Below are 11,515 nucleotides of genomic sequence, written 5' to 3' on the forward strand. Positions count from 1 at the left end.
CACGAACGACCAAAAACGTTTTCACCACCGATGGAGTGTCACATGAAAATCCAATCCGCTATCGCTACGCTGGTGCTGGGTGCGGTTCTCGTTTCGCCGGCGTTCGCGGAGAACAGCCAGCAAACGAAAATGGCCGACTGTAACAAGCAGGCCACGGGCAAGAAAGGCGACGACCGCGCCGCCTTCATGAAGACCTGCCTGTCGGCCAAGCCGGCCGCTGCCGCGCCGATGAGCCAGCAGGACAAGATGAAGGCGTGCAATGTCCAGGCTACCGGCAAGAAAGGCGATGACCGCAAGGCCTTCATGAGCACCTGCCTGTCGTCGAAGCCCGCTAACTAAACTAAACGCGGGACCATCGGCGCGGCCCACACGCTGCGCAACCCGCCACGTTTTGCTCGAACGGGGCCGCGCCATTGTCCGGCGCGGCTGCTGCCTTTCTTCTTGCCTATCCCTGCTCTGCGCCATAACGCTTCGCCCTCGCGCCAGCCGCCGCAGAGCGTGCATCCGCCCGAACGCAACGTTTTTCTTCTATGATGGCTGCGGAGACGGCCCACCCCCATATACAACATTAGACGGGCCGCCATCTTGTCGTTGGTGCTGCAGAGCATCGATCGGAGGCAAGGATGGTATCGAAGCATAAAAACCGCTGGTTGAGGCGGTGGCTGGTCGTCATCGTATTCTGGGCCGTGCCCGTGGCGATCGTTGCGGTCAGCGAAATCCGCGAGGAAATGGCGTACAACGCCGTCGACCTCGACCGTGCGCTGACCACCTGGAATTTCACCGACGCCCAACGCGCCGCCGGCGCGCCCGCGCACTGCCATGGCAAGCCCGATGAGGCGCAAGCCGCCGGCTGTCCGGCTGCTGTGCTGGCCGCCAATGCGCCACGCCAGCAGGATGCCCGCGATGAATACAGCGTGCGCCGCTCCACACTCATGGCTTACCTCTGGCATGCATTCGTCGGCTACTGGATCGTGCCGGCTGTCACGCTGTTTGTGATTGGCGTATTGATCGGCATGATTCGCCGTGCGTTGCGGCGTCCGCCGGTCAAGAGTCCGGCGAATCATGGGTGAAAACGCGATGCGGCGTCGAGGCAACACTTTCAGTTTGATTTCAATGCGAATCGCAATGACGCAAAATCGGTAAAAACGGGTACTTGATACGCGTTCGGCCTCGGCGCCGCCGAGCTGAGCCGGGCCGCGCACAGCTCGGCGGGAGCACGCTCGAACGCGCTGTCCACGCGTCTTTCGACACGCTTCTGACACCGGTCAAAATTACATCACAGCGCCTTACGATTGGACGCAAACCCCCGCCCCACAAGGCTTTTCGCCAAACGACGAAGTACGCTATTTACGCTTGCGTGTGATATAACACAAAGGCAACCCGGCAACACCACATGAGGTTGTGCCCAGGAACCATGATGGAGAAAAACGATGCAAAGACGAAACTTCATGTTGAAAACTACCGCTGCGCTCGCTTTCGGAGGCCTTGCACTCGCTGGTTGTACGACTAACAGCGGCAACCCCAGCACGCCTGCCACTGATTCATCCAAACGCCAGTCGATCGACGCCAGCGTCGACGGCACCATGTCGCGGCTGTTTACGACCGTGAAGGGTTCGCGCGAACTCGTCTCCAAGGCGCGCGGTGTACTGGTGTTCCCGTCGGTTCTGCAAGTGGGCTTCGTCGTCGGCGGTCAGTATGGCGAGGGTTCGCTGCGCGTAGGCGGCGGCACGGTGGGCTACTACAGCACGATTTCCGGTTCGTTCGGGCTGCAGGCGGGCGCGCAGTCGAAGGCCATCATCTTCCTGTTCATGACGCAGGACGCGCTCGACAAATTCCGCAGTGCCGACGGTTGGTCGGCGGGCGGCGATGCCTCCGTCGCGCTGGTGAAGATGGGCGCCAACGGTGCGATCGACACCACCACGGCAACGGCCCCGGTCGAAGTATTCATTCTGACCAATGCCGGCCTGATGGCCGATGTCTCGCTGCAGGGCACCAAGGTATCGCGCCTGAAGATTTAAACGCGCTATCGGCTTGCCGGTCTGCGTTTGACCCGCCGGTTTCGCACGCGGCGAGGACTGGGTCGGACGCTGGCCAATCCGTCAGGCGGCCGCCGGTGCTGCATGAGTTCGGTGCCGCTGGGGTCGTTCTCAGGCGGCCGCCGCTTCCCGCAGCTGCGTGCCAGCCCTGGCAGATCTGACGTGGTCCCTCAAGACTTTTAGCCTCGTTGCGGCGGCAATAAAAAAACGGCGATGCGCACTGCACCGCCGTTCTTTCTTACGCTGGCGCCCCCGTCAGCGAAGCGCCGCTCAACCTCCCGACGTATCGATCACCTTGAAGCGCGCACGCTTCTGCGCACGAATCACCGACTGATACGCGTCCACATACTGCTGCGCCATCCGGTGCGAAGTGAAACGCTCCTCGAAGCGTTGCCGCACGCCCGTGCGCGGCACCTTATGCAGGCGATTGACCGCCGCCACCGCGCCGATCTCATCTTCAACGATAAAGCCTGTCACGCCGTCTTCCAGCACTTCCGGCACCGAGCCGCGATTAAACGCGATCACCGGCGTGCCGCACGCCATCGCTTCGATCATTACGAGGCCGAACGGCTCCGGCCAGTCGATCGGGAACAGCAGCGCATGGGCGCCCGACAGAAACTCGGCCTTCTGGTTGTCCGCGATTTCGCCGATGAACTCGACATACGGCAAGTCCAGCAACGGCCGGATCTCGCGTTCGAAGTATTCGCGGTCGGCGGCATCCACTTTCGCGGCGATGCGGATCTGCATGCCGCAGCGGCCGGCAATCCGGATCGCCGTGTCCACGCGCTTCTCGGGTGAGATACGGCCGAGAAATGCGAGGTACTTCTGCTCGACGGGCTGTGGTGTGTAGAGCTGCTCCGGCAGACCATGATAGACCGTGGTGAGCCACCTGGCCTGCGGCAACGGATGACGCTGCGCGTTCGAGATCGAGATCACCGGCGCGGTGTTGAAGGTGTCGAACACCGGCTGTTGCTCGGGCAAGTCGAGACGGCCGTGCATTGTTGTGACGAAGGGGGTGTCCTGACGCTTGAAAACTGAAAACGAGTAGTAGTCGAGGTGGAAATGCAGTACGTCGAAGTTTTCCGCCTGGCGGCGCACCAGTTCCATCAATAGCATATGAGGCGCGACACGGTCGCGAATGCCTGGATCCAGACGCAGCGCGCGCGGCCATACCGGTTCGAGTTTGGCGCTGGTGACGGAGTCGCCGCTCGCGAACAGCGTCACGTCATGTCCGAGGTCGACCAGCGCCTCGGTGATATAGGACACGACACGCTCCGTCCCGCCGTACAGCTTGGGCGGCACCGACTCGGTCAAGGGGGCGATCTGCGCAATCTTCATATTTTGTCTCCGTGAACTGACGGGCTTACGCCGATGGCGGTGCGCGTCAGCGGCGCTGGGTGCGGCAGCGCGAGTCTTTCTCCAGCCGCTTTCAGGGGCCGCCGCGCGTCCGCCTGCACCACGCGCATCGAAGCATTATTCATCAGGGCGCAACAAAAAGCCCTTGCCCTTGCAATTCCTGTGGGATGTTACAACAAGCTTACATACGACCGAGCGCCACGCTTACCGCGCCGGCCACTTCCACGCCGGCAGGTCGAGATCGTCCGTATCGGCGATGCGCGTCGCGCCGAACGCACCGTGATCATCTCCGGGGCGGTGCGCGGGTCGGAGAACTCCGTCATCATGCTGTCGAAACTGGCGACGGGTTGCGGGATGGTCTGCCAGTCGCCCTGCTCGTCCCGCGTGCGCAGCGCGGCGACGTGCCGGTCGACCAGCAAGGCCGACGGGCGCAGCACCGGCCCGCTCCAGATGCACTCGCGTTTGATCGTGGGGTCGAGCGGAAAGCAGGTGGCGTGATCGAGCGGCGGCAATCCCAGATCGATCGCATAGCCGAATTCATCGCCGGAAAAACCGAGCCGCAGACTCACCGGCTCCTTGCGGCGCAGCGGTTCAACCGGCAGCTCGCCGGCCAGCACCGCGCGCGAAAAGCGTTCGGGTCCGGCCCACAACGTGAATTGCAAACCGCCCTCACGCGCGAGCGACGTAATCACACCGCCGCGCGCGGTCTCCGCGAGCAGACGCAGCGAGCGATACACACTCGATTTACCGCTGCCGTTCGCCCCCGTGATCACATTCAACTGCCCGAGCGGCACGATCAATTCGCGTAACGACCGATACCCCGCGATGGCCAAGGTTCTCAGCATGTGGCCGCCGTTCGGTCAAACGCGCGTTGCCGCGCACCCTGTAAAACCACTTCGTTCAAACGCATCATCACTTATGTCCGCCGCCCTTGCCCGGCTGCTGCACGGGCACATTGCGCAAATCGTTCAGAAAGGTATCGCGCCACACGCCGAGATCGTTCTTGCGCAGCGCCGCCATGTTGATCTCGTGGCGCCGCTGACGCGCGTCGAGCGGCATTTGCAGCGCGCGCTGCAACGCTTCGCACATGCCGATCGCATCGTGTGGATTGACCAGTAGCGCGCCGCTCAACTCCGCCGCCGCGCCCGCGAAAATCGACAACACTAGCACGCCCGGGTCGTCGGGATTTTGCGCGGCGACATATTCCTTCGCGACCAGGTTCATCCCGTCGTGCAACGGCGTGACAAAGCCGATCTGCGACTCGCGAAACAGCGACATCAGCTTCCAGCGGTCGTACTGCTGGTTCAGATAGCGAATCGGCGTGTAGTCGAGGCTTGAATAACGGCCATTGATGCGCCCCGCTTCGTATTCGAGATCCTGACGGATCTTCTGGTAGGTGGCCACGTCCGACCGGGTAGGCGGCGCGATCTGCACCAGCGTGACATTGCCGCGCCATTCGGGCGAGCGTTCCAGCAATTGTTCGAACGCACGAAAACGTTCGACGAGCCCTTTCGAATAATCGAGCCGGTCGACGCTCATGATCAGCTTGCGGCCTTCCAGACTTTGCTTCAGGTCGAGCACGTGCTGGCGGCTTTCGTAGCGTTGCGCCTGTTCGGCGATTTCATCGGGGAATACGCCGATCCGGTAGACGCCGGTGCGCAATTTGCGGCCGAAGGCTTCGACCTGATTGCCGCCGCTCACGGTGCCGCGCGCGTGGCGCGTCACGTAGTCGTGGAAAGCGAGTTCATCGGTTGCGGTCTGGAAGCCCAGCAGGTCGTAGCACGATAGCGATTTCACCAGCTCTTCGTGCGGCGGAATGTTGAGCAGAATCTGCGGCGCCGGAAACGGAATGTGCAGGAAAAAGCCGATGCGGTTCGTGATGCCCGCGGCGCGCAGCGCCTCGGCGAACGGGATCAGATGGTAGTCGTGAATCCAGATCACGTCGTCGGGTTCGAGCAGCTTGATCAGCTTGTGCGCAAGCCATGCGTTGACGCGCCGGTAGCCTGCGTACTCTTCGCGCTCGTAGCGCGCGAGGTCGTTGCGGTAGTGGAACACCGGCCACAGCGTCGCGTTCGAAAAACCCCGGTAGTACTGGTCGTAATCCTTGCGTGTGAGCCCGACGGTCGCGAAGGTCACCGCGCCGTCCTGCTCAAGCGTTGGACCGGCGTTGGCGACGGTCTCGCTCACCACGTCGCCGCTCCAGCCGAACCACACGCCCCCCGCGTCCTTCAGCGCGCCGAATACGCCGACCGCGAGACCGCCTGCTGATCCTTTGGTTTCCGTCGGCGTTGCAACGCGATTCGACACGACGATCAGTCGGCCCATGTTGGTAGTCCTCCTTGGTTCGCACAGCGCAGGTTTTGCGCTTCAGATGGCTGGCGTGTCTCGAGCGCCGTAACGCTTCAATGAACTCAGGCAAGTACAGCGTATGAAAGTATGAGACCGCGCCAGGTTCGTGAGTCAGATGGACGGTTCGACCGCTTTGGTGTCCGATCAGTTGCACTCATCTGCGCGCCGATGGCAATCTGGATCCGTGCGCAAGCGGCGTATGTCAGCGGCGTATGTCAGCGGCGGCAGCGCGTCGATCCGCGCGCGACGAGTAGTGGGATGACGTGGCGTGGGCGTGACGCTAGAGGAGGTATTGCATGGACCGAGGCCATCAGGCGGCAAGCGCTCGTGAAGCCCGCGGTCTGGCCGCGACTGGTATGGAAGCGAATGTCAACGCGGCTGAAACGCCTCACCTGCCCGATGCGGGCCCGCGGCGCAGGCGCCAGCCGCGATGCACGTCAAACTGGAACTACGCGATCAATTACCGCTCCTGCACGGGAACGCCTTGCCGAGCCCCAGCGAAATCGCCGTGCTGGCGTTGTATCCCGCCACGATCGGATTTTCCGCGATGTACTTGCGTACCGCGTCGGTGAGCTGCGCCGAACGCGCGTCCGGCGGCAGGCAGAAGTACTGGCCGACGCGCGGCCCGGTGGTACCGCCGATCGCGTCGATCGTATTGAAGATGCCGTCGGCCGCGCCTTCGATGTATGCGGCACACGCGCTGCGCGATGCCACATCGGTCTTCGTGCACAGCTTGTTGAGGTCGCCTCCCGTAAACGCGGCTGCCGATAGCGGTACGGCGAGCGCGCTGGCGAAAATCAAAGCCCGCAGCATGGTGTTCCTTTCCAGGGTCGTTTATCAGGCGGTCTTGTGCCGCATCGAAACGGCGCGCCATCGGGCGCGCCGAGTCGTCATTCTGCACTGTTTTGCGAAGCCGCAGCAGGCCTGCAAGCGCTATCTTCCGGCAAATTTGTGTAATTTGAGGCGTTGGCTGCCTGCAATCCCACGGTTTATGTCCCGGCGTTCAGCGTTCAGCGTTCCGGCGGCCGACGCTCCGGCGACCGGCGTACCAGCGGCCGGCGGCTCCGGGGGCCGGCGGCTCCGTTGGCCGGCACTCCGGTTCGTCGCACCGCTCACTTCTGCTGCATCTGCTGCAGGCGCGCGGTGAGTCCTTCGACCACGTCCGGCTCTTTGTAGGTCTTGGCGAAATCCAGCGCCGTCAGCCCGATCTGGTTCTTCACCGTGAGGTCCGCGCCGTTGTCGAGCAGCAGCTTCACCGTCGACACATGACCGCCGCGCGCGGCCATCATCAGCGGCGTGGTGCCATTGGGCGAGCCGGCGTCGACGTAGGCCGAATGGTCGAGCAGGAGCTGGACAATGTCGTCGTGGCCGTTCGCGGCCGCGTAGTGCAGTGGCGCCCAGCCCTTCTTGTTGACTTCGGCGTCTTTCGCGATCAGCAGGTTGACGAAATTGAGGTCGCCATTCAGCGCGGCCATCATCATCGCGTTTTCGCCGGCCTTGTCCTGGATCTCGATGTTGGTCTTCGGATTCGCGACCAGCGCGGCGCCCACCTTGTCCGACTTCTCGCGTGCGGCGATCACCAGCAGCGGCATGCCCTGGTTGTCGACGCTGTTCGGGTCCATGCCCTTGGCGAGCAGCTTGTTGACGCCGTCGATGTCGTCGAATTTGACCGACTTGATAAGCGAATCGATGGGCGCGGCGTGAACCGGCGAAGCGAGGAGCGAGGTCAGCGCGGCGCAGGCGAGCATCGCGGCCAGCGCCGCCCGCGACACCCTGCGGCGTGCCGACGCGAGGGCGATTTGCACGGCCGAAGCCTGCTGGAATGCTGCGGTCGAAGTCGAATGATTCATCATATTTTGCTTTAGGAAACTTCCCTATCCATTTGATATTTATCGGCTTTATTGATCACGCACCAGCCGGTACGGGAATCTTGAAGAGCCGGAAGAAGTTTTGCGTGGTCGCGGCGGCAAGCGCCGTATCCGGCATCTCGCGTTGTTGCGCGATGAACCGTCCGACATAACTTACGTACGCAGGTTCATTAGGCTTGCCGCGATGCGGCACGGGTGCGAGATACGGCGAATCGGTTTCGATCAGCAAACGGTCGAGCGGCACGCGGCGCGCCACGTCCTGCACGTCGGTCGCACTCTTGAACGTGACGATGCCCGATAGCGAAATGTAAAAATTCTGCGCTAGCGCCTGCTCGGCGATTCCCCACGGCTCGGTGAAGCAGTGCATGACACCGCCCGGCTCGCTCGCGCGCTCCTCGGCCATGATGCGCAGCGTATCTTCCGACGACGACCGCGTGTGAATGATCAGCGGCTTTTTCGTGGCATGCGCCGCGCGGATATGGGTGCGAAAGCGCTCGCGCTGCCACTCCATATCGGCGATCGTGCGGCCTTCGAGGCGGTAGTAGTCGAGGCCGGTCTCGCCGATCGCGACCACTTTCGGATGTTCGGCCAGTTCGATCAGTTCAGCGAGGCTCGGCTCACGCATGTCCTCGTGATCCGGATGCACACCCACCGACGCGTAGACGTTCTCGTGCTGGCTGGCGATATCGAGCACCGAAGGCAGCGTCTCAAGATCGACCGAGACGCACAGCGCATGCGTGACCGAATGGCTGCGCATGTTTTCAAGCACCTGCGGCAGGCGGTCGGCGAGTCCTTCGAAGTTGATATGGCAGTGCGAATCGACAAACATGATGGTGTCCTGCTGATAAGTAGCTCAGTGTGAATCTGGCCCTGCATCTGGCCGTAAATCTGATCGTGAATCTGGTTCTGCATCCGGTCGTGAATCTGGGTCTGCATTCGGTCGTGAATCTGCCCGTGAACCCGGACCGCCAATCCCGCCGCGCAGCTGACCAGGAACTAGCTAAGACTCAGCCGCCGGCCACATCGAGCCGCTTGCCGAGAATCACCAGATCGCGCTCCACCCCGTCCAGCACCGCAACGCGCGGGAGCGATCCCCACGTGTCGAAACCGAAGCCACGGAACAGGCGCAGGCTTGCGTCATTGTGGCCGAAGATAAAACCCAGCACCGTGTCGATGCCAAGCGCCGGCGCCGCCGCCAGCGAAGCCGCCAGCAACTGCTTACCGAGCCCCTTGCCGCGCGCGCTTTCGTCCAGATAGATGCTGACTTCGGCGGTGCGTTGATAAGCCGGGCGACCGTAAAAATCGGAGAAACTCAGCCATGCGATCACACGGCCGGACTGCTGCGCATCTTCAACCACCCACAGCGGACGCTTTTGCGGACCGTGCGCGTGAAACCACGTCAGACGGCTTTCGACGCTCACCGGCTCGAGATCGGCAGTGACGAGCCGCGACGGCACGGTCGAGTTGTAAATGGCGACGATCGCGGGCAGATCGTCGAGCGTGGCATCGCGGTAGGAAAGGCTCATGGTGCTTTGAACGTGAAATGGAAGACGGATCGGCGGACGCATGCATGGGCGGCGCGTTAAGGCGGGCCTGTCCATGCATGCGTTCGCCATCAACAGACTTACGCGAACAGTTCGCGATAGCCGATAAAGAGTTCTTCGAACACTAGCCGCGCATTCAGCGGATGGTTTTCGACAGCGCGCTGGCGCGTCACGGTGCGCATGAAGCGCGCGAACGCGCTGGCGTCGGCTTGCGATGCACAGCGCGTCAACGCCGCCGACGCCTGCGGAAAATAGCGCGGCGCGCCGGCCGTGCGCTGCGCCAGCAAATCGTACATCCAGCGTTGCAGCCAGCCGAGCACGAGTGGGACCGGCAATTTCTGCAGCGCCTCGCCGCAGGCGAAGGCGTCGCACCCGGCGCCGGCGGCCAGTTGCTTGAGGGTCCAGTCACGCAACGCGCGGTTTTCGTCGCTGGCCAGCGCGAGAGCCGTGAGCGGTGCGCCGCCTGCCTCGGCGAGCAGCGCGGGCGCTTCCGCGACGCCTTGCGCGGCGAGCCACCGGGTGGCGGCTTCCGGCGCGGGCATGGTCATCGGCCATTGGCGGCAGCGGCTGATGATAGTGGGCAACAGCCGGTCGACGCGCGCCGATACCATCAAAAACACCACGCCCGCCGGCGGTTCTTCAAGCGTTTTGAGAAGCGCGTTGGCCGCGGCGATATTCAACCCCTCGGCCGGGTACAGCACGACCACGCGCGCGCCGCCCCGGTGCGAACCGACGCCGACGAAATCGAGCAAGCCGCGAATCTGCTCGATCTTGATCTCCTTGCTGGGCGCGCGGGTCTTCTTGCCTTCGTCGCCGTCGGCCTTCTCGGCTTTTTCGTCGGCGGCGTTACCAAGACCGGCTTCAGCCGCCAGCGCTTCAGGCACGACGATCCGGTAGTCCGGATGATTGCCCTGCGTGAACCAGTTGCACGCGACGCACGCGCCGCAGGGTTCGCCGTTGGGCTGCTGGGCTTCGCACAGAAGCCCTTGCGCCAGGTGCTGCGCGAAGCGCAGCTTGCCGATCCCCGCCTGGCCATGCAGCAGCAAGGCGTGCGGCCAGTGTCCGCGTAATTGCTGCAGGCGGTTCCAGTCATCGGCTTGCCACGGATAAATCATCGTTTCTCTTTTAAATCAATCAGTTGACGGCGTTTTATGAGGCATCCGACGAACTTTGCCTAGCGTTATAATTCCGGATTATATTCTTTTAAAATCAAAGAACTGTGATCAATTCTTCAAGTTGCTTCTGAATACGGACGATGCTCTGCGCGGAGTCAATGATAGCGAACCGGTACGGTGCCTCTTCCGCGCGGCGCAGATATTCGGCACGGGTACGGTTGAAAAATGCCTCCGACTCGCTCTCGAAACGATCCGGATCGCGCGCGGCGCTGCGCCGTTCATTGGCGATTTCCGGCGCGAGGTCGAACAGCACCGTCAGATCTGGCTGAAAACCGCCCTGCACCCAGCGCTCCAGCGTTTCCAGTTTGTCGCGCGGCAGGCCGCGGCCGCCGCCCTGGTAGGCGAAGGTCGCGTCGGTGAAACGGTCGGACAGTACCCAATCGCCGCGCGCGAGCGCCGGCTCGATCACTTCGGCCAGATGCTGGCGGCGCAGCGCGAACATCAGCAGCGCCTCGGTTTCGAGGTCCATCTTCTGATGCAGCACGATCTCGCGAATCTGCTCGCCAAGCGGCGTGCCGCCCGGTTCGCGCGTCATCACGACCGAGCGGCCGGTGCTCGCGACCTTCTGTTCGAGGCGTTCGCGAAACCAGCCCAGGTGGGTGGTTTTGCCGGCACCGTCGATGCCTTCAAACGTTATGAATTTGCCCCGCGCCATCATTGCCCTCGAATGTATTTGTCCACGGCCTTGTTGTGATCGCCGAGGGTGTCAGAAAAGATACTGCTGCCGTCGCCGCGCGATACGAAGTACAGCGCGGTGGATTGCGCCGGGTTCATCGCCGCCTGCAGCGATGCGACTCCCGGCAGTGAGATGGGGGTTGGCGGAAGCCCCATCCGGGTGTACGGATTGTAGGGAGTGTCGGTCTGCAGGTCTTTTTTCCTGATATGGCCGGCGTAGCTGTCGCCCATGCCGTAGATCACGGTCGGGTCGGTTTGCAGCGGCATGCCTACCCGCAGACGGTTCGCGAACACGGCCGCCACCATCGGCCGGTCGGATTGCTTGCCGGTTTCCTTTTCGATGATCGACGCCATGGTCAATGCGTCGTACGGAGTCTTGTACGGCAGGTTCGGTGCGCGCGCGGTCCACGCTTCATCCAGGCGCAGCCGCATCAGCCGGTACGCGCGGCGGTAGACGTCCAGATCGCTGGTGTTCTTGTCGAACAGATAGGTGTCCGGGAAAAACAGCCCTT

The 11,515-nt window shown here is 62.7% G+C and carries 12 protein-coding genes and 1 pseudogene; 3 read left to right on the forward strand and 10 right to left on the reverse strand.

The window, feature by feature from the left end:
• Positions 1-42 precede the first annotated feature (42 nt).
• The 3 genes from QOC89_RS03655 (at position 43) to QOC89_RS03665 (ending at position 2,018) form a co-directional block, all read left to right on the forward strand.
• A complete protein-coding gene (locus QOC89_RS03655) occupies positions 43-339 on the forward strand; it encodes a PsiF family protein (protein ID WP_323043775.1) in 297 nt (98 codons plus the stop codon).
• 284 nt (positions 340-623) lie between these two features.
• On the forward strand, positions 624-1,070 hold the full coding sequence (locus QOC89_RS03660; protein WP_323043776.1) for a hypothetical protein: 447 nt from the start codon (positions 624-626) through the stop codon (positions 1,068-1,070).
• A gap of 360 nt (positions 1,071-1,430) precedes the next feature.
• Entirely contained in the window at positions 1,431-2,018 is a 588-nt protein-coding gene (locus QOC89_RS03665; protein ID WP_323043777.1) for a YSC84-related protein, read from the forward strand.
• Between the two features lie 288 nt (positions 2,019-2,306).
• On the opposite strand, the gene QOC89_RS03670 is transcribed toward QOC89_RS03665, so the two are convergent.
• The 10 genes and pseudogenes from QOC89_RS03670 to mltG form a co-directional block, all read right to left on the reverse strand.
• Positions 2,307-3,374 carry a glycosyltransferase family 4 protein gene (locus QOC89_RS03670; protein WP_323043778.1) on the reverse strand — a complete coding sequence of 356 codons (1,068 nt, stop codon included), beginning with the start codon at positions 3,372-3,374 and terminating at the stop codon, positions 2,307-2,309.
• A 275-nt stretch (positions 3,375-3,649) separates the two neighbouring features.
• A pseudogene (locus QOC89_RS03675) lies at positions 3,650-4,237 on the reverse strand (AAA family ATPase); the annotation flags it as partial.
• 67 nt (positions 4,238-4,304) lie between these two features.
• Positions 4,305-5,717: an alpha,alpha-trehalose-phosphate synthase (UDP-forming) gene (gene otsA / locus QOC89_RS03680; protein ID WP_323043779.1), complete on the reverse strand. Its 1,413-nt coding sequence runs from the start codon at positions 5,715-5,717 to the stop codon at positions 4,305-4,307.
• 480 nt (positions 5,718-6,197) lie between these two features.
• Positions 6,198-6,554, reverse strand: coding sequence for a Rap1a/Tai family immunity protein (locus tag QOC89_RS03685; protein WP_323043780.1), 357 nt, complete (start codon positions 6,552-6,554; stop codon positions 6,198-6,200).
• A 299-nt stretch (positions 6,555-6,853) separates the two neighbouring features.
• A complete protein-coding gene (locus QOC89_RS03690; protein ID WP_323043781.1) occupies positions 6,854-7,594 on the reverse strand; it encodes an ankyrin repeat domain-containing protein in 741 nt (246 codons plus the stop codon).
• Positions 7,595-7,646: 52 nt separating this feature from the next.
• Entirely contained in the window at positions 7,647-8,438 is a 792-nt protein-coding gene (locus QOC89_RS03695; protein WP_323043782.1) for a TatD family hydrolase, read from the reverse strand.
• 178 nt (positions 8,439-8,616) lie between these two features.
• On the reverse strand, positions 8,617-9,135 hold the full coding sequence (locus tag QOC89_RS03700; protein ID WP_323043783.1) for a GNAT family N-acetyltransferase: 519 nt from the start codon (positions 9,133-9,135) through the stop codon (positions 8,617-8,619).
• A gap of 98 nt (positions 9,136-9,233) precedes the next feature.
• Positions 9,234-10,268 (reverse strand): DNA polymerase III subunit delta', encoded by a 1,035-nt coding sequence (locus QOC89_RS03705; protein ID WP_323043784.1) that lies wholly within the window; start codon positions 10,266-10,268, stop codon positions 9,234-9,236.
• Between the two features lie 94 nt (positions 10,269-10,362).
• Positions 10,363-10,983 carry a dTMP kinase gene (gene tmk / locus QOC89_RS03710; RefSeq protein WP_323043785.1) on the reverse strand — a complete coding sequence of 207 codons (621 nt, stop codon included), beginning with the start codon at positions 10,981-10,983 and terminating at the stop codon, positions 10,363-10,365.
• A partial coding sequence (gene mltG, locus QOC89_RS03715; RefSeq protein WP_323043786.1) for an endolytic transglycosylase MltG occupies positions 10,983-11,515 on the reverse strand: 533 nt, incomplete at its 5' end. The genes mltG and tmk, both read right to left, overlap by 1 nt.

Origin of the sequence: Paraburkholderia sp. (assembly GCF_034668105.1) — a bacterium.
GTDB lineage: Bacteria > Pseudomonadota > Gammaproteobacteria > Burkholderiales > Burkholderiaceae > Paraburkholderia.